The 21,568-nt window shown below is 44.0% G+C and carries 26 protein-coding genes; 15 read left to right on the top strand and 11 right to left on the bottom strand.

All coding sequences use genetic code 11. The annotated features are described in order from the left end of the window. The first annotated feature begins 17 nt into the window (after positions 1 to 17). A complete protein-coding gene (locus R7E38_RS15965) occupies positions 18 to 632 on the top strand; it encodes a fumarylacetoacetate hydrolase family protein (protein WP_213893613.1) in 615 nt (204 codons plus the stop codon). On the opposite strand, the gene R7E38_RS15970 is transcribed toward R7E38_RS15965, so the two are convergent. The 3 genes from R7E38_RS15970 to R7E38_RS15980 all read right to left on the bottom strand — a co-directional run bounded on the left by R7E38_RS15970 (position 629) and on the right by R7E38_RS15980 (position 2,557). After that, on the bottom strand, positions 629 to 940 hold the full coding sequence (locus R7E38_RS15970; RefSeq protein ID WP_005385193.1) for an AzlD domain-containing protein: 312 nt from the start codon (positions 938 to 940) through the stop codon (positions 629 to 631). The genes R7E38_RS15965 and R7E38_RS15970 overlap by 4 nt on opposite strands. After that, on the bottom strand, positions 940 to 1,650 hold the full coding sequence (locus R7E38_RS15975; RefSeq protein ID WP_005375526.1) for an AzlC family ABC transporter permease: 711 nt from the start codon (positions 1,648 to 1,650) through the stop codon (positions 940 to 942). The genes R7E38_RS15970 and R7E38_RS15975 overlap by 1 nt, the downstream gene beginning before the upstream one ends. Before the next feature lie 79 nt (positions 1,651 to 1,729). Beyond that, positions 1,730 to 2,557 (bottom strand): AraC family transcriptional regulator, encoded by an 828-nt coding sequence (locus R7E38_RS15980; protein ID WP_213893319.1) that lies wholly within the window; start codon positions 2,555 to 2,557, stop codon positions 1,730 to 1,732. Between the two features lie 229 nt (positions 2,558 to 2,786). Between R7E38_RS15980 and R7E38_RS15985 the strand changes: the two genes are divergently transcribed. Next, positions 2,787 to 3,419: a LysE family translocator gene (locus R7E38_RS15985; RefSeq protein ID WP_005375522.1), complete on the top strand. Its 633-nt coding sequence runs from the start codon at positions 2,787 to 2,789 to the stop codon at positions 3,417 to 3,419. 79 nt (positions 3,420 to 3,498) lie between these two features. Beyond that, positions 3,499 to 3,921: a GNAT family N-acetyltransferase gene (locus R7E38_RS15990; protein WP_005385204.1), complete on the top strand. Its 423-nt coding sequence runs from the start codon at positions 3,499 to 3,501 to the stop codon at positions 3,919 to 3,921. A 100-nt stretch (positions 3,922 to 4,021) separates the two neighbouring features. Here the strand turns inward: R7E38_RS15990 and R7E38_RS15995 are convergent, their stop codons facing one another. Beyond that, positions 4,022 to 5,716: a phospho-sugar mutase gene (locus R7E38_RS15995; RefSeq protein ID WP_226084042.1), complete on the bottom strand. Its 1,695-nt coding sequence runs from the start codon at positions 5,714 to 5,716 to the stop codon at positions 4,022 to 4,024. 330 nt (positions 5,717 to 6,046) lie between these two features. Between R7E38_RS15995 and coxB the strand changes: the two genes are divergently transcribed. The 4 genes from coxB to R7E38_RS16015 are packed head-to-tail and all read left to right on the top strand — an operon-like array spanning position 6,047 to position 10,334. Further along, the gene (gene coxB / locus R7E38_RS16000) at positions 6,047 to 7,210 is read left to right on the top strand and encodes a cytochrome c oxidase subunit II (protein WP_136976477.1); all 1,164 of its coding nucleotides are present in this window, start codon (positions 6,047 to 6,049) and stop codon (positions 7,208 to 7,210) included. Continuing rightward, on the top strand, positions 7,207 to 8,838 hold the full coding sequence (gene ctaD / locus R7E38_RS16005) for a cytochrome c oxidase subunit I (RefSeq protein WP_226084043.1): 1,632 nt from the start codon (positions 7,207 to 7,209) through the stop codon (positions 8,836 to 8,838). The genes coxB and ctaD overlap by 4 nt, the downstream gene beginning before the upstream one ends. A gap of 20 nt (positions 8,839 to 8,858) precedes the next feature. Then, positions 8,859 to 9,398: a cytochrome c oxidase assembly protein gene (locus R7E38_RS16010; RefSeq protein WP_158173150.1), complete on the top strand. Its 540-nt coding sequence runs from the start codon at positions 8,859 to 8,861 to the stop codon at positions 9,396 to 9,398. 51 nt (positions 9,399 to 9,449) lie between these two features. Further along, positions 9,450 to 10,334 carry a cytochrome c oxidase subunit 3 gene (locus R7E38_RS16015; RefSeq protein WP_005385214.1) on the top strand — a complete coding sequence of 295 codons (885 nt, stop codon included), beginning with the start codon at positions 9,450 to 9,452 and terminating at the stop codon, positions 10,332 to 10,334. 24 nt (positions 10,335 to 10,358) lie between these two features. On the opposite strand, the gene R7E38_RS16020 is transcribed toward R7E38_RS16015, so the two are convergent. Beyond that, complete coding sequence (locus R7E38_RS16020) at positions 10,359 to 10,595, bottom strand: DUF2909 domain-containing protein (RefSeq protein ID WP_169644567.1); 237 nt, start codon at positions 10,593 to 10,595, stop codon at positions 10,359 to 10,361. Here R7E38_RS16020 and R7E38_RS16025 point away from each other — a divergent pair. Genes R7E38_RS16025 through cyoE form a run of 4 tightly spaced genes read left to right on the top strand, consistent with a single transcriptional unit; the run spans position 10,594 to position 13,834 of the window. Further along, the gene (locus R7E38_RS16025) at positions 10,594 to 11,385 is read left to right on the top strand and encodes an SURF1 family protein (RefSeq protein WP_169644602.1); all 792 of its coding nucleotides are present in this window, start codon (positions 10,594 to 10,596) and stop codon (positions 11,383 to 11,385) included. The two genes, R7E38_RS16020 and R7E38_RS16025, sit on opposite strands and share 2 nt — an antisense overlap. After that, a complete protein-coding gene (locus tag R7E38_RS16030; RefSeq protein ID WP_226084044.1) occupies positions 11,375 to 11,911 on the top strand; it encodes a cytochrome oxidase biogenesis cluster protein in 537 nt (178 codons plus the stop codon). Before R7E38_RS16025 ends, R7E38_RS16030 begins: the two co-directional genes overlap by 11 nt. A gap of 11 nt (positions 11,912 to 11,922) precedes the next feature. After that, positions 11,923 to 12,942 (top strand): COX15/CtaA family protein, encoded by a 1,020-nt coding sequence (locus R7E38_RS16035; RefSeq protein ID WP_033906821.1) that lies wholly within the window; start codon positions 11,923 to 11,925, stop codon positions 12,940 to 12,942. Then, positions 12,935 to 13,834: a heme o synthase gene (gene cyoE / locus R7E38_RS16040; protein ID WP_182016671.1), complete on the top strand. Its 900-nt coding sequence runs from the start codon at positions 12,935 to 12,937 to the stop codon at positions 13,832 to 13,834. The genes R7E38_RS16035 and cyoE overlap by 8 nt, the downstream gene beginning before the upstream one ends. An 82-nt stretch (positions 13,835 to 13,916) precedes the next feature. Here the strand turns inward: cyoE and R7E38_RS16045 are convergent, their stop codons facing one another. After that, positions 13,917 to 14,390 (bottom strand): FKBP-type peptidyl-prolyl cis-trans isomerase, encoded by a 474-nt coding sequence (locus R7E38_RS16045; protein WP_054578695.1) that lies wholly within the window; start codon positions 14,388 to 14,390, stop codon positions 13,917 to 13,919. Positions 14,391 to 14,403: 13 nt separating this feature from the next. Further along, a complete protein-coding gene (locus R7E38_RS16050) occupies positions 14,404 to 15,036 on the bottom strand; it encodes a thiol:disulfide interchange protein DsbA/DsbL (RefSeq protein ID WP_054578696.1) in 633 nt (210 codons plus the stop codon). 282 nt (positions 15,037 to 15,318) lie between these two features. Here R7E38_RS16050 and R7E38_RS16055 point away from each other — a divergent pair, with 282 nt between their 5' ends. Then, on the top strand, positions 15,319 to 15,945 hold the full coding sequence (locus R7E38_RS16055) for an OmpA family protein (protein ID WP_025768460.1): 627 nt from the start codon (positions 15,319 to 15,321) through the stop codon (positions 15,943 to 15,945). Between the two features lie 191 nt (positions 15,946 to 16,136). Here R7E38_RS16055 and R7E38_RS16060 read toward each other — a convergent pair whose 3' ends face one another. The 4 genes from R7E38_RS16060 to R7E38_RS16075 form a co-directional block, all read right to left on the bottom strand. Continuing rightward, positions 16,137 to 16,496, bottom strand: a complete 360-nt coding sequence (locus R7E38_RS16060) for a glutaredoxin family protein (protein ID WP_005375631.1) — start codon at positions 16,494 to 16,496, stop codon at positions 16,137 to 16,139. A 111-nt stretch (positions 16,497 to 16,607) separates the two neighbouring features. Continuing rightward, positions 16,608 to 17,150: a hypothetical protein gene (locus R7E38_RS16065; RefSeq protein WP_054578697.1), complete on the bottom strand. Its 543-nt coding sequence runs from the start codon at positions 17,148 to 17,150 to the stop codon at positions 16,608 to 16,610. Further along, complete coding sequence (locus tag R7E38_RS16070) at positions 17,137 to 17,682, bottom strand: YaeQ family protein (protein ID WP_005375627.1); 546 nt, start codon at positions 17,680 to 17,682, stop codon at positions 17,137 to 17,139. The genes R7E38_RS16065 and R7E38_RS16070 overlap by 14 nt, the downstream gene beginning before the upstream one ends. 89 nt (positions 17,683 to 17,771) lie before the next feature. Further along, on the bottom strand, positions 17,772 to 17,981 hold the full coding sequence (locus tag R7E38_RS16075; protein ID WP_005375625.1) for a cold-shock protein: 210 nt from the start codon (positions 17,979 to 17,981) through the stop codon (positions 17,772 to 17,774). Positions 17,982 to 18,346: 365 nt separating this feature from the next. On the opposite strand from R7E38_RS16075, the gene R7E38_RS16080 reads away from it, so the two are divergent. The 3 genes from R7E38_RS16080 to R7E38_RS16090 all read left to right on the top strand — a co-directional run bounded on the left by R7E38_RS16080 (position 18,347) and on the right by R7E38_RS16090 (position 21,557). Next, positions 18,347 to 18,643, top strand: a complete 297-nt coding sequence (locus R7E38_RS16080; RefSeq protein WP_017635870.1) for an alternative ribosome-rescue factor A — start codon at positions 18,347 to 18,349, stop codon at positions 18,641 to 18,643. 247 nt (positions 18,644 to 18,890) lie between these two features. Beyond that, positions 18,891 to 20,333 (top strand): diguanylate cyclase domain-containing protein, encoded by a 1,443-nt coding sequence (locus R7E38_RS16085; RefSeq protein WP_226084045.1) that lies wholly within the window; start codon positions 18,891 to 18,893, stop codon positions 20,331 to 20,333. Positions 20,334 to 20,666: 333 nt separating this feature from the next. Next, complete coding sequence (locus R7E38_RS16090; RefSeq protein WP_017635872.1) at positions 20,667 to 21,557, top strand: RNA polymerase sigma factor RpoD/SigA; 891 nt, start codon at positions 20,667 to 20,669, stop codon at positions 21,555 to 21,557. The last annotated feature ends 11 nt before the right edge of the window (positions 21,558 to 21,568 follow it).

Raw genomic sequence — 21,568 nt, forward strand, 5'->3', positions numbered from 1 at the left:
TTTTGCAGGGAAGAATGATGAGTGTTATTCAAGTTGAAGAAAAGAAAGTAGAAGTGGGTAAAGTGCTTTGTGTTGGACGAAATTACGTTGAACATATTCATGAGCTTAATAATGTAATGCCTGAGCAAATGGTGGTATTTAATAAACCCGCAACTTCCGTATCAACAACTCTGCGTTCATTCCATCAAGAGCCCCTTCATTATGAGGCTGAAATCTGCTTTTTGATCAAGGATGGACGTTATTCAGCGGTTGGTTTGGGATTGGATCTGACCAAGCGTGGTTTGCAATCCTCGCTTAAAAATCAGGGGTTGCCGTGGGAGCGTGCTAAGGCATTTGATGGCTCTGCTGTGTTTAGTCGGTTTGTCTCTTTGGATAACATTGATATCAATGATCTTAACCTTGAGCTCTTAATTAACTGTGTTCGTGTACAAAAAGGTCACGTTAACCAAATGCTCTATCCGCCGCTAACTATCCTGGATGAATTAACCAGTTACACAACACTTCAAGATGGCGATGTAGTGATGACTGGTACACCAAAGGGCGTTGGTGAGGTACATGAAGGTGACATCTTCCTTGGTCGATTAAAGTGTGGCGATGTCACCTTGTTGGAGATTGAATGGTTGGCGGATTAAAGCCAAATTCGCAGAACGAGAAATACCACCATACTGATAACCGTCGTTAAAAGTACATTTTTAGTAAAATACGCGATTAAAGCAGCCAGTACGGCAGCCAGTAAAAATGGGTTTTGCACATTGACGCTGAGCTCCCCATCGGGAATGAAAACGATAGGTGCCCAGATCGCAGTCAGTACTGCGGGGCTAGCGTAATTGAGTACTTTTTGAGTGCGCGTCCCTAATCGCAATGGTAGCTTGGGTTCTAAAAACAAGTAGCGGCTGGTGAAAACAAGTACCGTCATCAGCAAAATAGCCAACATGATCATTAGCGTTTCTCCTTTACTTGTTCCACAAAGTAACCAGTAAGCATGGCTAAAATGCTTGAAATCATCAAACTTCCCTCAATTTGATAATAGGTTAGGGCAACTGAGCTCACCAAAGCCACAATAACACTCGCGAGCACCGCTGCATTTTTAATGGTGGGTACTACTATCGCGATAAAAGTTGCGGCTACAGCAAATTCCAAACCCATTTCGTTCAGTTCAGGGATTAGACTTCCCGCAATAATGCCCGTCAATGTCGCGACATTCCAAAACAGGTAAAAACTCAGACCAGCCCCAAGTGCATACCAGCGATTAAATTGTTTATCGGAATGGTGGCCTACAATCGCAAACAGCTCGTCAGTAAGTAAGAAGCCGAGTGATAATCGCCATTTTAGAGGAAGCGGTGCAATTTTACTGCGCATCGATACACTGTAGAGGAAGTGTCGAGAGGTGATAAAAAACGTTGTCAGTAACATGGTCACTAGACCTGCTCCCGTTTTAATCATTCCCATCGCGACGAGCTGTGCAGAACCTGCGAACAAAATGGCGGATAGTGCTTGTCCTTCCAAAGGGTGAAGCCCAGTATCAATTGCAAATGAGCCTGCGAGTAAGCCCCAGGGGAGCACTGCGATACTCAAAGGCATCATCGCAAGTGTACCTTGCCAAAATAGCGTGGCTTTTGATTCTTTTTGTAACGGCAAAGTGTGGTCCATAGTTTCTTCTTATTTATTCCTAAATCAGATTACCAAGATAGCTCGGTAGTCGCATAACGCCTTGTACAATATTGCTGCTTTAGCTGTGACGGACGTATTGGCCGGGAGTGACGCCCATGGCTTTTTTAAAGTGTCGATGCAGATGGCTTTGATCATGGAAGCCGCATTCTTGTGCCACGTCTGAAATTTTTTGTCCCATTTTTAGTAGCTTCTTCGCCATACGTAAACGTTGCTGAATTTGATAGGCATGAGGCGGAAAGCCAAATTGCTTTTGAAACTCTCTCAGCAGATGAAAAGGGCTTAATCCAGACAGTTTGGCTAGTTCTTCTAGTGAGACGTCCGTTTGTGGAAAGTCTTCCAAAAATTCTCTGACTAGCTGCACTTGTCGCTGAGCTCTGGTTGATTCTTTCAGTGGTGCCCGATGAGTACTGTGTTTACTGGCTAGCTTGACCAACGTGCCGTAAACCAAAGTTTCTCTCAATAAACGGTTGTCTGATTTTTCTAGTGTTTCAAATACCAATCGTAACTGACTAGCCAGCTCAGGATCGTAAACCACAGGTTGAGGGAAATAGGGCAGAGCTACATTTGGTGAACCAAGCTCTTGTCCTAAAGTTTGAAACTGCTGAGGCACGGGGTACATTGCTTTGTATTCCCAGCCGCCTTCCGAGGCTGAATGCCCGTTGTGTACTTCATCTGCATTAACAAGGATGATGCTATCCTGTGGCGCGATATGATTCCCGCCCGTCCTAAAAAATTGTTGTGCACCTTTTTCGATGACACCAATAGTGTAACCTTCGTGGCTATGGCGTGAAAAATTCTGCTTCTCATACTTTGCATCGAGAAGCTCTAAACCTCCGAGCTCTTGAGCTATCTTGAAGGTAGCGATTTCCTTATTCTTTTCTTTCATCTTTATCCGGTCTGCTCAAGAAAATCATTTTAGAAGTGTAACGGATCCATCGTGCTTATTTTTGTACAAAATTGCTATTCGATTTTGATAAACAGGCGAATTGATTGCTATTTCTCATATGGGCAAACTATGATTTTTATTTTTTGAATTATCTTGGCTATTTTGGGCTGGATGATGTCATTTTGTTGGTATAACATTCGCCGCCTTGTTGTAGAAAAGCGGTTCCATCATGATTGATTTATCTGTACTTCCTGTTTATCTCACCGCAGTAGTGGCTTTGTTGCTGTTACCAGGGCCCGATATGTTGCTGATAGCGAGCTCAAGTATGAGTTACGGTAAGAAGGTCGGTCTTTTTGCTAGCTTAGGCAATGCGACGTCTGGTGTTATTCTTACTTTGCTTGCTGCAATGGGCGTATCTACCCTGATTGCCATGAGCCCAATAGCCCTTAAAGTCCTTCATCTACTAGGTGGCGCTTACTTGTTAAAAATGGGTTGGGACTGCTTACGAGCTGAGGCATCTTCGGCTCCAGAGCTTGATGGTCAAAATAAAATGGCATCAACTTATTATCAACGTGCTTTGATGAGTAATTTGCTCAACCCTAAAGCCTTGGTCTTTTTTGTGATGTTTTTGCCGCAGTTTGTCTCAAGCAATATCACGGCATCTTCTGGTGAGCAGATGCTAGCGCTAGGGTTATTGTTGAACGTTCTTGGCTTGTCATTCAATTTATTACTTGTTGGGTTAGCAGGCACATTGGGCAAAGGGCTGCTCGAGAACGAAAAATTCCGCACGTATCAACATAAACTAATGGGGTTAGTGTTTGTTATTCTGGCGTTGTGGATGCTGAGTAGTTTCGCCTTGTAAAGTTATCATATTCCATCAGAAAGCCAGCAATTGCTGGCTTTTTGTTTTAGGATATTGGTGTTTCCTAAGGAGAGGGTATATGAAGCTTGAATTTTGTTTAAATCCAGATCAAACAGACCTTGATTTTGTTCGTGAAGGTATTCGATCTTATAACCGACTGTATTTACCTGAAGGGGAAGTGCATGCTGTAGGCTGTTTCGCAAAAGATGAGAATGGCAAGATCATGGGTGGCTTGACTGGCGAAATGTTTAAAAATACGGTGTTTGTTGAGTTTTTGTGGGTAGACGCTGAAAGTCGAACCTCTGGTCTCGGTAGCCAATTAATGTCGATGCTAGAACAAAAAGTAAAGCCTCATGGGGTTACCCATGTTTATTTGGATACCTACAGCTTTCAAGCTCTTGAGTTCTATCTCAAATTAGGTTTTGAGAAAGTGGGGCAGTACTCAGGCTATCCTGCAGAAGGCATCCAGAAGTACTTTCTACAAAAGGAAATTGTAGGCTAGGGAAAAGCACGGGTTAGCTTGACTTGTTCTAGTCAAAATCAAAAAAAGAGGCGCGAATTTGCGCCTCTTGTTGTATCAAATATCTATGTTTCTCTTTGACTTACAAACTTTGCTGGTGCGCGTCGATAAGTTCGTTCATCTTCGCTTCTGCTGCTTGCTGTGCTTGTTCATAGCTCATATCCGCAGGGAAGAGGTTGATGACTTCGTAGTAACATTTTAGTTTTGGCTCAGTACCAGAAGGACGAACAATCACGCGAGATTGATCTTCTAGGTGATAAATCAATACGTCACTTGCTGGTAAGTCAATGGATTCTTCAGAGCCGTCGTCAAACATGCGAACCGATGTTTTAAGATCTTCGGTTACTGCAACTTTTTTACCAGCAATCTCTGTTGGTGGATTGGCTCGGAGTTTGTCGCCGATTGGTGGAGAGTTCGGGTCGAGAGCGATGCTGCGTTGTGCGTTGAAGTAGAAACCGTGCTCGCGGTACAGCTCTTCCAGTTTATCCCACAGTGTTTTGCCTTGCGCTTTAAGCTTGCCTGTTAGCTGTGAAAACGCGACGATTGCAGATAAACCATCTTTATCCCACACCTTGTTACCCACGGTATAACCGAGCGCTTCCTCATAAGCAAACAAGAATGGGTTGGTTTCTGTCTCTTGTTCCATGGCAACGTTAGTAAGCCATTTAAAGCCAGTTAATGTTTGATAGTATTGTGCGCCATGCGCCTTAGCGATGCTGCTCAGCATTCTTGAGGATACGATGGTGTTGCCAACCAAAGCGTTAGGTTGCTGTTCCAGCAAGTAATCGCCAAACAGTGAGCCCACCTGATCACCTGTTAGCATTTGATACTCGCCATCTGGGCGTTTAACTGCCACGGCAAAACGGTCCGCATCTGGATCGTTCGCGCAAGCGATATCGGCATCTACGGAATTACCTAATGCCATCACCATATCCATTGCACCGGCTTCTTCAGGGTTTGGGAAGTTGACGGTTGGGAAGCTTCCATCAGGTTCGCGCTGTTCCTTAACACTTGCCACTTTTTGGAAGCCTGCGTCGGCAAGTAGCGTTTCCGCCATATTCGCGCCAACGCCATGCATTGCGGTGTAAGCAATAGATATATCGGTATTGTTGTCAGGAGTAAGCAGCGCGTTTTCATTCATTGTCTTACGGTAAGTTTGGTAGTAGTCGTCTTCCAACCAAACTAACAAACCGTGCTGTTTTGCATCATCGAGAGACATTAAAGGTAATGGCTTCGTTGTTGCGTCATCAATTTTCGCTGCGATTCCAGAGTCGTGCGGAGGAATAATCTGTGCGCCATTTTCCCAATATACTTTAAAGCCATTGTATTCTGGTGGATTGTGGCTGGCAGTAACAACAACAGCGGCCGCAGCATTCAATGTACGGACACCAAACGCAACAATTGGGGTTGCTGCAACGTCATACGTTAGGTAAACCTTGATACCAAGGGCCGTCAGTACGGAGGCGGTATCATGCGCGAATTGTTTTGAATCGGGACGACCGTCGTAGCCAATAACGACACCACGACTCGCGGCATCTTTGACTTGCTCAAGCAAATAGTTCCCTAAACCAGTGGCGGTCTCTTGAATCACCAAGCGGTTCATTCGGTTTGGACCTGCGCCCACTTTGCCACGTAAGCCTGCAGTACCAAAGGCAAGGCGTGAGCCAAAGCGATCAGTAAGTTCTTGTTCATTGTTCGTATCGACGAGGTGTTGTAGCTCTTCACGAGTCTTAGGATCAGGGTCTCGTTCTAGCCATTGCGTAATTAGTGCTGTCATATCAGTCATTCCTTAGTAGGGGGAGCCTACTTTCTTGGACACTTCGTTTGGTAAGTATCTCAATGTTTTCTTTTAAATCAATGTAAATGGTTCTCAATTACATTTCAAAGAGGGCAATCGATAAACCGAATTAATTTTTCTTATCCGAACAAAATTTAATCATATTTAATTTCTTGAAGAACCTTGGAACTATAACTAGCCTTTTAACATAAATATAACAAACCGTGTCGAAATCGTAGTTTTTGTGATTTTTCGTAAAGTTGTTCGATATTTGCATCGGGACGCAAGGAAGCTCGCGTAGGCGTAGCGGCTGAGCAGAGGAGAGATCTTTTGAAAAGATTAACGACTACTCTAGCCTTATCACTGAATGTGATTTTAATCACATTTTCCTCTTTTGGTTGGTCAAAGGAAAATGACTACAACATGACAAAAGGGGTCACAGAGATAAGTGGGCAAGTGTATGAATTACATATGCTGATTTTCTATATCTGCTGTGTAATTGCTTTGATTGTTTTTGGTGTGATGTTCTATTCCATCTTCCGTCATCGCAAGTCAAAAGGAGCAGTTGCCGCACATTTCCATGAAAGTACAAAAGTGGAAATTATTTGGACGGTCATACCCATCATCATTCTTGTCGCTATGGCTATTCCCGCAACAAAAACTCTAGTAGCAATGGAAGATACAAGCCAATCGGATATCACGGTCAAGATCACAGGCTCGCAATGGAAATGGCATTACAGCTATTTTGGCGAAGATGTTGAGTTTTTTAGTTTGCTTGCCACCAGCCAAAAACAAATTGATGGAATCGAAGCTAAAGGCGCACATTACTTACTGGAAGTAGACAACCCTTTGGTGTTGCCTGTGAATCGCAAAGTGCGTTTTTTGATGACTTCTGATGATGTCATTCACTCTTGGTGGGTACCGGACTTTGCCGTCAAGAAAGACACCATTCCAGGTTTTATTAATGAAGCATGGACAAGAATTGATGAGCCAGGCGTATATCGCGGCCAATGTGCGGAGCTATGTGGTCGTGCACACGGATTTATGCCAGTGGTGGTGCATGCGATGGAAGAAGAAAAGTTCGATGAATGGCTAGCGAGTAAGAAGCAAGAACTCGCACTTCAAAAAGCGGCGGCACAAGAAGCGCTCTCTCAAGACTTATCTATGGGCGAATTGATGTCGCAAGGCGAATCGATATACACGGCGCGTTGCGCTGTGTGTCATCAGGCAAATGGTGAGGGGATTCCGGGTGCATTTCCCGCGATTAAAGGCAGTCCTATTGCAACCGGAGATGTTACAGAGCACATAGATATTATTGTCAACGGTCGCCCTGGCACCGCAATGCAGGCTTTTTCTAATCAGTTAAGTGACAAAGAAATTGGCGCGGTTATCACATATCAACGAAATGCATGGGGCAACGATACTGGCGATACAGTGCAAGCATCCGATGTGAATGCCTTTAAGGCACAAGGCAGTGCTAAGGAGGAAATATGAGTAAGCCAATAGATAAGGCAGTGAAGTCTGCGCCAGCAGAAGCCAGTGCGAACAGTACCATTGCGATTGATGATGGTTACGAGCATCATGCACCCCAGGGCATCACTCGTTGGTTGTATTCTACAAGCCATAAAGACATAGGCACCCTCTACCTTTGGTTTAGCTTTGCGATGTTTCTAACAGGTGGTGCGATGGCTATGATCATTCGTGCCGAACTGTTCCAGCCAGGGCTACAGCTAGTCGATCCGCAGTTTTTTAATCAAATGACCACGGTACACGGTTTAGTAATGGTATTTGGTGCGGTGATGCCAGCATTTACGGGTCTTGCTAACTGGATGATCCCGATGATGATCGGCGCTCCAGATATGGCGCTACCACGCATGAACAACTTGAGCTTTTGGATCTTACCTTTTGCATTTCTCATCTTGTTGAGCTCGTTGTTTTTACCTGGCGGCGGTCCTGATTTTGGTTGGACGTTTTATGCTCCGCTGTCCACGACTTATGGCCCGGATAGCACTGCGCTGTTTGTATTCTCTGTTCATATCATGGGTATCAGCTCCATTATGGGCGCGATCAACGTTATCGTGACGATCGTAAATATGCGAGCTCCGGGAATGACTTGGTTCAAGTTACCAATGTTTGTTTGGACTTGGTTAATTACCGCTTTCTTGTTGATCGCGGTTATGCCGGTATTAGCGGGTGCGGTGACCATGGTTCTTACTGACAAATATTTCGGGACTAGCTTTTTTGACGCAGCTGGTGGTGGTGACCCGGTAATGTTCCAACACATCTTTTGGTTCTTTGGTCACCCAGAAGTGTACATCATGATTTTACCGTCGTTTGGAATCATCTCCGCCATTCTGCCAGCTTTCAGTGGTAAGAAGCTGTTTGGTTATCATTCGATGGTTTACGCGACGTGCAGCATTGCATTGTTATCTTTCCTTGTGTGGGCGCACCACATGTTTACCACGGGGATGCCAGTTTTTGCTGAGCTCTTCTTTATGTATTGCACTATGCTGATTGCGGTACCAACGGGGGTGAAAGTCTTTAACTGGGTTGCCACCATGTGGCGTGGAGCTCTGACATTTGAAACGCCAATGTTGTTTGCCATTGCCTTTATTGTGCTTTTTACCATTGGTGGCTTCTCGGGACTAATGTTGGCGATTGTGCCGGCGGACTTCCAATATCATGACACTTACTTCGTAGTTGCCCATTTCCATTATGTGTTGGTATCTGGTGCGGTATTCTCGATCATGGCAGCGGCATACTACTGGCTACCTAAGTGGACGGGCAATATGTACGACCACAAGCTGAGTTTATGGCATTTCTGGTGCTCAATTATTTCCGTCAATGTCCTGTTTTTCCCAATGCACTTCCTAGGCTTAGCGGGCATGCCAAGACGCATACCGGATTACGCCATTCAGTTTGCTGATGTTAATCAAATAGTATCAATTGGTGGGTTTGCATTCGGGTTGTCACAACTGATCTTCTTATGGTTGGTGATCAAGTGTATTCGTGGCGGGGAAAAGGCTTCTGCAAAACCGTGGGAACGTGCGGAAGGCTTAGAGTGGACAGTGCCAAGCCCTGCGCCGCATCATACGTTTACTACACCGCCTAAGATTGACTAGCAAAGAGTGGGGTGAGTGACATGAAACCGAATCCATCAAACAAGAAGCTCACAGTGAAGTTGCTTTTGGCGACCCTGTTAATGTTTGGCTTCGGCTATGCACTGGTCCCACTTTATGACGTGATGTGCGACGCATTGGGAATCAATGGAAAGACAAGTGAAGTGGCCGCCATTCAACCGACAGGTATGCAGCCGGACATGAGCCGAACTATTCGCGTGGAGTTTATGGCGCATGTAAGCCCAGATATGCCTTGGGAGTTTAGACCCAAAGTGATTTCGATGGATGTTCACCCAGGTGAAGTTGTGCGAACTGAATACCTTGCATTTAATGAAAGTGGGCAGAAGTTGGTGGGGCAAGCCGTTCCTTCTGTTTCTCCCGGGACTGGAGCTGCTTACTTCAATAAGATTGAGTGTTTTTGCTTTAACCAGCAGCCTCTGGATGGTAAACAGCAAGCTCAAATGCCGTTGATTTTTTATATCGAACCGGACTTGCCGGAGTCTATACACACGTTAACGCTGTCTTACACACTCTATAAACTTCCCCCTCCTACAGGCTCTTAGCCACTCAGGGAGAGAGAGACAGACCAAGGTTGGTCAGTAAGGAGAGAAATTATGAGTAACAAGCCAGGAACATATTATGTTCCCGCTCAAAGTAGCTGGCCGATCATCGGTGCATTTGCTCTGTTTTTGGTTGCTGTTGGCGCGGGCATGACCGTCCAGGGGACACAAAGTGACGGTGCAGTGGGAACCATTGGTGGCATTGTGCTAGCGGTGGGCTTCTTGTTCTTGCTTTACATGTTGGCTGGTTGGTTTAGTAATGTGATTACTGAATCACTGAGTGGAAAATACAGCTCGCAAATTACTCGTTCTTTTCGCCAAGGAATGAGCTGGTTTATCTTTTCTGAAGTGATGTTTTTTGGTGCCTTTTTTGGTGCCTTGTTCTACGCCAGAATGATTTCTGTGCCTTGGTTAGGTGGGGCAGATAATAACTTCATGACTAACGAAGTCCTGTGGCCAACCTTCGAAGCGATGTGGCCACTCACACTGACGCCGGGAGGAGAAACAACACAAGCTATGCCGTGGCAGGGCATACCCCTTACCAACACTATCTTGCTGCTATTGTCGTCTATTACGCTACATATGGCGCATATAAGCCTTGAACAAGACAAAAGAACGGCACTGATTGTTTGGTTAGAGATAACCATCGTACTTGCTGGCTTTTTCCTATATTACCAAGCGGTTGAGTATGTTCATGCTTATCAAGACATAGGGCTCACGTTGCAGTCCGGTATTTACGGTAACACGTTCTTCATGTTGACGGGGTTCCACGGTTTACACGTTTGTCTTGGGACTATCTTCTTGATCGTGCTGCTGTTCAGAATCGCTAAAGATCACTTTTCGCCAAAGAACCATTTTGCCTTTCAAGCGGGCAGTTGGTATTGGCATTTCGTGGATGTGGTTTGGTTATGTCTGTTTGTGTTTGTTTACGTACTTTAGGCGCAGTGTGAACTCTTGGTTCGACTAATAAGGGCGAGGGTTTGGTGTTAGCCAACCCGAGCTGAGCGCAATAAGCAAAAGGACGACCACCAAAGCGGAGAACATGACTCGACGGCCTAAGTAATGACTCATGGGTTTGTCTCTTTTTTCAGGATTATCTGGGTCTTCACGAACCATTTCGATAAGCGCTTTTGCGAGGTTGAAGATAATGAAAAGCAGCAAAAGGACAAGCGTCAGTTTGAATAGAAATACGGTGGACATGGCACCTCCGGTTTCATCATTGTTGTTATCAAGACAATTATGGCTATCGAAACGGTTTTGGGTTGCAGTTGGTTTAACTGTGGTTGTGTTTTCTCTTTTGGTCAAACTGGGTTTTTGGCAGTTTGAGAGAGGGCAGGAAAAACAAGCATTGGAACAAGCCATTCTCGCGCGTGCGGATAGTGCGTACCAAGCACTAAGCGTCGTTCTTGAAGACAACGACTGGCGAGAGGAAAGTATCCTCGGGAAAAAAGTGGAAGTTAATGTTGTTCCTCAGGCGTTTCCCGTAATTTTGTTAGACAACCAAACGCATAAAGGCAGTGTGGGATATTTAGCATTTCAGATTGTATTGACGAGCGATGAGCCTAGTGCCTATGCGTTATTGGAGCTTGGTTTTGTCGAGGGAAGAGCAGAACGCTCAGTGTTACCAACGGTCACCAAACTCGATAATTCGACTTTCATCACAGGACGCCTGTACCGAAAATCTACTAATCCACTGAGTTCAGAGTTAATGCCGGAAGTTGGCGATGTTATTCGCGTGCAAAACCTAAACATCGCGCAATTGAATCAGCTACTGAATATTGAACTTATGCCCGCAGTCTTGCAGCCAGACAATTTAACTCGTTGGCCCTATGACTTTCCTTGGAATCCATTGCCACTCAATAGTGCCAAACATTTTGGCTATTCGATTCAATGGTTTTCGATGGCAGGTGTTTTCTTATTACTGACTTTAATTGTTTTTGTTCGTTGGCAAAAAAAGTTGCGTCACATGGAGGTGAAGCATGACATCTAAAGTAACCAAAGGACGACTAATGTTGATTGCGCTGGTTTGTACGTTCGCGCTTCCCGCTGTCATTGCAAAAGTCATTCTCACACAAGGGTGGTATCAAAGCGGAGTGACCAATAGAGGCGAGTTAGTCGAACCATACACGACGTTAGAGCAACTTGGTCAAGAGTCACCTCTCAAAGACCATGCTTGGCAACTCGCTTATGTATTGCCTAACGAATGCACTGAAGAGTGTAAACAGCAGCTTTACCTGCTTCAGCAAAGCCATGTTGCTTTAGGTAAGTATCAAGAGCGGGTAGTGCCAGTCGTTTGGCAGACTGAGCATTCAGGTCCCATAGAAGTATCGATGTTAGCGATGCAAATGAATGAATTGGTTACCGCAAAAGTGAAACCTGGGCAAATGTTGATCGTTGATCCTCTTGGGCAACTGGTGATGTCTTACTCGCCGAAACCAAATGAGGACTTAGTCCTATTGAATAAAGGTATGTTGGCGGACTTACGCAAGCTCTTAAAACTGTCACGAGTCGGTTAGAGGAAGTGCATATGAAATTAATTCAGTTGGTTAGATTCAGTTTGCTGCTAACTCTCGTGGTGATCATGTTAGGGGCATATACTCGCCTTTCAGATGCAGGGTTAGGTTGCCCGGACTGGCCTGGTTGTTATGGGCACTTTTCTGTGCCGCATCAAGAAGAAGACGTCATACGTGCTAACCTGAACTTCCCCGAGCGGGCAGTAGAGCATGAGAAAGCATGGCTTGAGATGATTCATCGCTATTTTGCAGGAACGTTAGGTTTAGTCATTTTTGCGATGGCAGCGATATCAATAAGGTCTGAGCGTGTAAATTCAACCATTCCGATGTTGCTCAGCGTATTGGTGATTGGGCAGGCACTTTTGGGAATGTGGACAGTTACTCTTAAATTAATGCCCGTCATCGTGATGCTTCACTTGCTCGGTGGTTTTGTTTTATTGGCGTTACAGGCGATTTTTTACTGCCAATTAAAAGCGCAAAACAATCTCTATTTCTCTCCATCTTCTAGCTCTCTGAGAGGCTTTTCATTGTTGGTTTTCCTGGTTGTTTTGGTGCAAGTGCTCCTTGGAGGATGGACTTCGTCAAATTATGCTGCGCTGATGTGTACCACACTGCCGATTTGTGAGGGAGACTGGATGAGCCATCTCTCATGGAAAGAAGCGTTTTCTTTCTGGCAAACTGGATTCGAGAATTATGAATTTGGTGTCTTGGAGTATCCGGCAAGAATGACTATACACGTCACTCATCGTATAGGCGCTATTGTTACCGCCACCGTGGTATTGGCTTATAGTATTGGGCTTATGAGGCAAGATTCTCATCATTCACAGAGAATCGGAGGGTGGCTGTTATTCACTCTGGTGTGCCAAATTATGCTGGGTGTAAGCAACGTAGTATTTCAACTTCCTATCTATGTCGCGGTGGCACACAACCTTGGTGCCGCTGTTATGTTGAGTCTCGTTTGTGTTAGCCAGTTTTACTTGTGGCAGGGTAAAACGGCTTGGAATTACACCGCGAAAGGAGTTCGCTATGAGTAAAGAAATCGTGCTGTCGTTAAATGGGCGAAAGCGACTAAGTTCCGTTTATTTGAAGTTAACGAAACCTAAAGTGGTGGCGTTAATGTTGGTGACGGCAGTAGTAGGGATGAGCTTAGCCCCGGTTGATGATTTCCCCTGGTTTCAGGCGGTAGTTGGCCTAACGGGGATTGGTCTGATGGCAGGGTCTGCGGCAGCGTTTAATCATCTAATTGACCGCCGAATTGATGCGAGAATGGCACGTACACACAAACGACCATTGCCATCGGGTGAGACTAAACCATCATCGGTGATAGCCTTCGCTACAGTTTTAGGTGTCTTAGGGTTTGTACTTCTATATGCGATGGTCAACCCGCTGACGGCATGGTTGACTTTGATGAGTTTGCTCGGCTATGCGATGGTATACACAATGTACCTCAAACGTGCTACGCCCCAAAATATCGTCATTGCAGGGATTGCCGGTGCGATGCCGCCTCTTCTCGGTTGGACTGCTGTAACAGGGCAATTACATGCGAATGCTTGGCTGCTCGTGATGATCATTTTTATCTGGACGCCACCACATTTTTGGGCTCTGGCTATTCATCGTGTCGAGGATTACCGCAAGGTAGATATTCCCATGCTGCCAGTGACACACGGCATTGAGTACACCAAAACTTCTATTCTGTTGTATACGGTTCTATTGACTTTGGTTTGTGTCCTACCGGTTTTGGTTGGTATGGTCGGCGTGGTGTATCTTTTTGCCTCGCTACTACTCAATGTTGGCTTTATGTACCATGCATGGAAGCTAAAATATGCACCAGAGCCAAATACCGCGATGGAGACGTTTAAATTCTCTATCTATCATCTTTTGGCGTTGTTCATTGCATTGCTTTCGGATCACTATATTGGTTTTTAACCTTTCTTAAAACAGAAAACGCCGCGTGGTTCGCGGCGTTTTTGGTTTTGATACTTTGGCTTTAAGACAAAGCTTTCTAGATTTATTGAATTTCTAGCAGTTCAACATCAAAGATCAAAACACTTGCTGGTGGAATTGGGCCAGAGCCACTCTTACCATAGCCAAGCGTGCTTGGTACGAAAAGGCGGATTTTCTCACCTTCTACCATGTATTGTAGACCTTCTTGCCAGCCTTTAATGACTTGGTTAAGACCAAATGAAATCGGCTCACCACGATTAACAGAGCTATCGAATATCGTGCCATCAATCAAGGTGCCGTGGTAGTGTACTTTTACTTTACTTGTTGCAGTTGGGTGAACCTCACCTTCGCCTTTTTCAAGAACCATGTATTGAAGGCCACTTTCTGTTGTGATGACGCCTTCTTTTTTCGCATTTTCTAGTAAGAATGCTTGGCCTTTGGCAAAGTTTTCATCTGCTACTTTATGGTTTGTCCAAGTACGGTAAATGAAAAAGCCCGCCAAAATAAAGATAATAAGAGGAAACAAAAATTTAGACACGTAATCTCCTTGTCTATTTAGGTTGTTTTAGCAAAAATTTGATGGTTTCTGCCATGGCTTCAACGCTGTCATGACCACCAGTAATCACTTGATATTTTCCGTTTACGATAAAGGCTGGAACGGAGTTAATTTGGCCGCGAGTCGTGATCGCTTCTGCCTTAGTGATGTACTCAAACAGCGCTTTTTGCTGTGCTTCATCTAAATGGTAAGGGCTGATAAGGTTGCGAGACTCAAAGGCTTTCTCAACAGCGATTTGGCGTTCCTCAGCCGTTGCATCGGCACCCATTTGCACAGCAGTAAAAAGATCCGCCATAAACGCTTTATCTGGTGTTGATTCAAGCTGCATTACGGCAGTATAGAAGATGATGGCGCTCACTTGTGCACTTTCATTGAACGTTACATGCATTTTTTCAACGCTTTGATCGGTCAATGATTCAATTTGAGGGACAAACTCTTCCATTGAGCGGCAGTGGCCACAAGTTAAAGAGAATGCTTCAGTCAGGGGAGCTAAATCATATTCTTCAAGGGATACTGGCAAAACTTCGTATTGTTTGCCTTGCTGAGGCTGACTCTTGCCGCTATCGCATGCCGACAAAGCCATTACGGCAACAACAACAGCAAAGCCTTTCGATATGGTTTTTAACATAGTAGTGCTCTAAATGAGAAATTTGCGTTAGTTTATCGGTTAACGATAGTGACTAAAACCATTAAATAACAATAAAATGAGACCATTGGTAACAGACTTTGCCTGACGTATGGGCTGTAAGGGTAGGGTATTTTAGTGTTGCTTTTTATTTGAGAGATGATTTTGCATTGACTCCAGTGGCATGAACGCTGCATAGACAAACCAATCGGTGGACAAAAGCGCTAAAGATTCGGCGTGTTTTGTCGACACAATGAACAAGAGTTTTTCTACGTTGGTAATGGTATGAAGCATTGGTTTTTAATTGTTTGTGGCATTCTGGCCGGGTGCAGCAGCCTCGATCAAGATATGGTCCCTGGTGGGAACATTTTAGATACAGCTCCTAAATCAAACACTGAGCTGAGACACCCAGAGTGGGGATACCCGAGCGCATCCAATGTGGCTTCTTCCCCTCGTTCATATCAAACGGCGAGGGCGTCAGTAAAAAAGTCGCAAAACGTGACCTCTCTGGAAATGTTCCTGAGCAGGCATAACATTCCTCACGAGACGCTTAGTGGTGGTCACCTGATGATACGTTTGAAAGAGCAAGTGCATTTTCAAACGGGCTCTGCACGGTTATCTGCTCAATCTCAAGATTGGATTCGAAACATTGGTCACTATCTGGCTGGAAGAACTGATGTTGATGTCGTGATTGATGGTCATGCGGATAGTACGGGAGCTGAAAGTTTCAACGACACGCTATCTGAAAAGCGAGCTCGTGAAGTAGAAAAACAACTATTGGCGACGAGTATTCCACGTCAACGAGTGTTTTCTAGAGGCTTCGGAGAGTATGTACCGAAGTGCAGCAATGCGACAGCAAGTGGTAAAGCTTGCAATCGGCGCGTAGAGCTAACATTGATCGTGGATGAATAACACAGACGTTGGGCGGTAATCTTCGTTGTGTTGTTCTCGCATACTCGTTATTTGCTTAGTGGAGTTTAAGTTCGGAGTTGAGCAAGAAGACTGAATAAGGAAAGCTCGCACGGCAACATTTAGCTAGAAAAAATAGAAAAGAGGCACCGTTAGGTGCCTCTTTTACATCCGCCAATGTTCATAGGGGGAACTTAGGCAAATTCTTTTTCAACGTAAGCGACGATGTCAGATGACTCGTATAACCACTGTGTTTCGCCATCTTTTTCGATACGAAGGCAAGGGACTTTAACTCGCCCACCACCTTGCTCTAGTTCAGCTCGATGAGTAGGATTATTTTTTGCATCACGTAGCTCAATGTTCACCGATTGACGTTTCATTGCACGGCGGACCTTTACGCAAAAAGGGCAGGCTTCAAATTGGTAAAGTGCGTATTGTTTCGCTTTTTCATCAATACGTTGCTGTTCTTCTGCGGTGCGCTTAATACCACGAGGTGAGAACACCGCGTTCAGCAATAAGATAACCTTGCCTAAAATCCAACGGATAAACTTCATAATGATCCCTTGATGTTCATTGGGTAACTGTCCTTTAAGAATGCAATCATGATGCTTGTTGCACTGAGCGTGAAGTCTATCAGTTGTTTGAAATGGATAAAACCATGTATTTTATGTGGAAAATAGACGTTTAAACCAACCCCAAAAGCCACTTGCTGAAGCCGGACGGGCTTCCTTACCTTGATAAAAACTTTGCATGAGTTCGGTTCTGAATGCATCAACGTCCATGCGTTTTATGACAAGCTCGTGCTGCAATGTATTTTGAGTCTGCTCAGCATGATCGTGCGCCAAGCTGAAATCCATATTTAAATAGCCTTGCGTGTATAACCAAAGGTGGGTGACTAAGATTAGGTCTTCAGCAGATTGGTTAGTAAACTTATCCGCGTGCTCATTACCCAAGGAGTCAGTCAGAACTTGCTGCATACGCTGGGTAGAGTGAGCATGTTGCTCGTAGTTAGCACTTGCTTCAATATGTGATTTGGTCAAAAGGCCAAGCAGGTGAAGAGTAGGTGCTGTTGTGGGTTTGTTCTCACAGACTTTTGTAAATAGTTGTGACTGTTCTTTTAACCAACGTCGCTTTGCTGCTTTATGTTCTTTAACAAAGGGGATTTCTTCAAATCCCATCTCTTGACTCAGTTCACTAAGAGACGTCATGGTTTTTTAGTTCCTTCACCGTTACTTCGATATGCTGATCATTGATATCAACAAAAATTGAGCTGCCAGTAATCATAACAGAAAGGCTAGTACCTCGGTCAAGGTGCTGACAAATCAAGTCGATAGCGTCATAGTCAAAGCTCTCTACGTTGACGGGAAGCATTGAGAACTTTCCTGACATTTTGTCCCACCAGACAGCCGCTTTGGTGTTATAAGTGTAAACTTTTACATGCTTTGCTAGGCGAGAAGCTTTCTTAATTCTGTCTGGTTCTGGTTCGCCAATTTCAATCCAGTGAGTAATGCTTTGATCATCGCCAACATGCCATAAATCAGGCTCTTCAATCGTAGAGAGTCCTTTTGTAAACTCCAGATTGCTTTGAGCATTTAAACAGTAAGCTAGAATGCGAGCCAACATTCTTTGCGGCTTTTCAGAAGGGTGAAGGGCGATAGTTAGATTCTTAGAATCGTAATAGTCATTATTCATATCGGAAATGGCGATACGAAATTTGTAAATGGTTGGTTTAAGAGCCATAGATTTATATCGTTTTGTTGGCAAAATAAGTTTTAGGCAAAAAAATAGCCAGCTTTAAAAGCTGGCTATCGTATCAAATTCTTTAAGAATTAAAGTACTTTGATTTGCTCTGCTTGAGGGCCTTTTTGACCTTGAGAGATAACAAATTCTACTTTCTGGCCTTCAACTAGAGTACGGAAGCCGTCACCAGTGATTGCAGAGAAGTGAGCAAATACGTCAGGACCGTTTTCTTGTTGAATGAAACCGAAGCCTTTAGTTTCGTTGAACCACTTAACTGTGCCAGTAGCTGTGTTAGACATGTCTATTTCCTAAATATCTAAATAATGTAATCTTTCGCCTCAACGGCGCTTATAGCGTGGAAAAATAAATTGCTATTGCGTACCACAGGACGACGGGTTACAAGTAATCCAACGAAATGTGAAAACAAAGAACTTTCTTTCTAGCCGTGTTTGAGTCTAGGTTAATTCCACGAAGAGTCAACATATATTAGTGCTTTATGGACAAATATTTGTATTTAGTCACTATTTAACCAGCATGTTTTTGATTAAATTTCAAATAAATGACGGTGATGTGAAGTTTTTTAGCATAAAATTCAACTAAATCTATAAATTTGACTTATTTATATAATTATTGTCCAATCTGGTTCGACCATTAAGGAGGATTTATGGCAAAGCGTAAAATCAGTCCTCAACCGAGTGGCTCACAACATGAGACCGACTTCGGCAGAGGTGAAATCAAAGACAACGCGTTAAAAGCGGTTGTTACCAGTCAGCTGTTCCAAACACGAGTCGTTAAAGCGAAAAAAGGTAAAGGTAGCTTCAGCCGTAAAATGAAGCATAGAGGCAAAGAGCCCTATTCAAAGTTCTCCCCAAGGTGGATTTTGAATAGGGCTTTTTTGTTGGTACTAGGTGTTTGCAAAACTGATGATATTCAATTTTTAGTACCAGATAAGTTTTCCTAATTTATCATGTACTGCTTCAACTGCTTCAACTGCTTCAACTGCTTCAACTGCTTCAACTGCTTCAACTGCTTCAACTGCTTCAACTGCTTCAGCGAGCTAGGCGTTGAAAGTACCAATTAAGTACTAAAACTTACTAAGTTAGATTCATATCAATAAGCGTCACTTCCTGTCTTATGCAACTCTACTATATCTTTAGTCTAATCAAACAGCCGAGATTATGGTTTAAAAAGACTGGTGAGAAGTAGGTATGTCATCGACGAGTTATGGTACTTATGGTTGCAAATGTAAAAAAGCGTGTGCTTCTTTATTACTACTGTGGCTGTCCATTTGTCCGATGGCGCATGCACACAAGTCAGAGTCTCATTCTTTAATTGTTGCTAACTCCAAAGCGTGGAAGCCGTTCTCTTACCTTAGCCCAGATGGTGAACCTAAAGGTATTTTAATCGACTTTTGGAAAGAGTACGCGGCGAACAACCAAATCGACGTTCAGTTTCTCCTTTTGGATTGGGATGCTTCTTTACAAGCCGTAAAAGAGGGTAAGGCTGACTTTCACGGAGGACTTGTCTACTCGCCCGAAAGAGCGAAGTATATGGACTTTGGCGCAGTCATAATGCCTATCCAAACCAAACTGTACGTAAATAAAGATGTACTTTCGGTTGATATCAGGAGTGTTTTAACTGGCGAAATGACGCTGCCAATTGGCGTTGTTAAAGGAAGTTACGAGTCTGAGTTTGTTCAGACGAATTATCCGAATGCACCTATCGCAGAATACATTAACAATGATTCGATGATACAAGCCGCCGTCGATAAAAAGGTGCTGTACTTTGTTGCAGACCTGCAAGTTGCTAACTTTTATATGGCAACCACGCCGGGAGCGGGTATGTTTGTCCCGACAATTAGCTTATATAGTAAAGATCTTCGGATTGCAGCAGGAATGCACAGTGCAACTTCCATTTTAGAGGTATCAAGAGCGTTTGAAAAAGTCATCGATACGGATCGTGAGCGGATCCTCACCCGTTGGAGTGTGGTGAAAACGGTTTATCCACTTTATCTTTTCCCTATTGCTATTTTCATTATGGCGGTTGCAACGCTTTATCATATTTTTGCCCTCAAACGTATGGTTGCTCTTCGGACAAGGCAGTTAACGATTGCCAATCAGCAATTGCTAGAGATGACGTTGACGGATTCTCTCACAAAGCTATACAACCGTAGACACCTGATTGAGCAATTGGCGCTACTGAATCATTTGAAGCGAAACTTAACGGTGATGGTGTTTGATATTGATGATTTTAAATCAATCAATGATCGATATGGCCACCTTGTTGGAGACCGAGCAATAGTTGCCATCGCAGAAGCCGCTAAGTCGATGACTGATGACCGAATGACATTGGCGAGAATTGGAGGAGAAGAGTTCGCACTCGTTACGTCTTCTCTGTCAGAGCGAGAAGCGCTCAATTTTGCCAATATGCTTTGTAAAGCCGTTTACGATCAGCCTGTTATACTGGGCGGACAAGCAATTCATTTGAGTATCAGTTTGGGCTGTGCTTACTATCCTGAGTTTACCCACATCGTGAGCTTGCAAGATGCTGACGAGTTGATGTATCAAGGTAAGTCTGAAGGAAAGAATCGTGCAGTTTTCCAAGTTATAACAGACTGTCAGCTTCAACCTGCGCTTCGTCAAGTGAATTAGGTCTCGCTAATTCAACTGATACTTCAAACCATCCTCAAGCCTCAAAGTTTTAGTCAGAGTAAGGTGGTAAGCGTTGACGATCACGTTGCGTTGTTTTCTTTGAGGCCAATTTGCGTACAAATACTATCACTTTCATATATATAAACCCCCGCTTGCTCACGTTTTTATCATAGAAGCAGTAATTGTTTTAAAGTGATAAGTGATTTCTTGGTAAAGATCAGAACCCCTGTCTACACTCAGTGTAAAGTAATGCATATAAATCATGATGCATACGGTGTTGTACAAAAACAATTAAAGAAGATAAGAAATAAGTTGGCTTGAGAAGGACGGGGAATGAACAACGAATGCTTTGCTAGGTTCCGAGCTGTCACGGATGAACTGTCAATGAAAGAATCGTTGTCAGTTGGGAAAGACCCTTATGCTCACTATCTCAAAGATATTGTGGGGATTGATTTGTTGTCTCGTGAAGAGGAGTTGCATTACGCCAAACTTAATCGAGCTGGTGATGAAGAAGCGCGCGAAATGTTGATTGAGTCTAATCTTCGACTTGTTGTGAAAATCGCAAAAGGCTACCTCAAACGGCCAGGCAATAACTTTACTCTGCTCGATTTAATAGAAGAAGGTAACATTGGTTTGATAAAAGCGGTCGATAAGTTCGATCCTGAGCCAGGCTACCGTTTTTCTACTTATGCGGTATGGTGGATTCGCGAGAATATAGAAGCGGCATTAATGAACAATGGCCGCACGGTACGTTTACCTGCTCATGTGTGCAAAGAGATAAATAGCCTGGCTTTAAAAAAGCTCGATGCGTCAAAAAGTGAGAGCAAGGAGTTGTCTATTTCTGAACTCTCACGCTGCTCAGGGGTGAAAGCAGAGCGTATAGATGAACTTGTTGCTCTTAGTGGCTTTATTGATGTATCGACCACTGCGGACCTTCATCGTGTTCCATTTGTTCTTGAACTGTGTGAAAGTGAGTATACGCCAGATCCACAACAAGACTGTGAAAACCAGTGCTTTACTCAAGCTATTGAAAATATTATTAAAACCTTGCCAACTAAGTTGCAGAAAGTCTTAATCCATCGATTCGGATTATTTGACCAGAGAGTGAAAACCTTGTCGGAAATAGGCCTGTTGTTAAACGTGTCTAACGAGCGTGTTCGTCAGATGCAGATAGAGGCGGTTGAACGCGTGCAGAAACGTCTCCGGTTCGATGGTTGGGTTTAAGATTTTTAGCC

This window comes from Vibrio sp. Vb2131 (assembly GCF_033338535.1).
Classification (GTDB): domain Bacteria; phylum Pseudomonadota; class Gammaproteobacteria; order Enterobacterales; family Vibrionaceae; genus Vibrio; species Vibrio alginolyticus.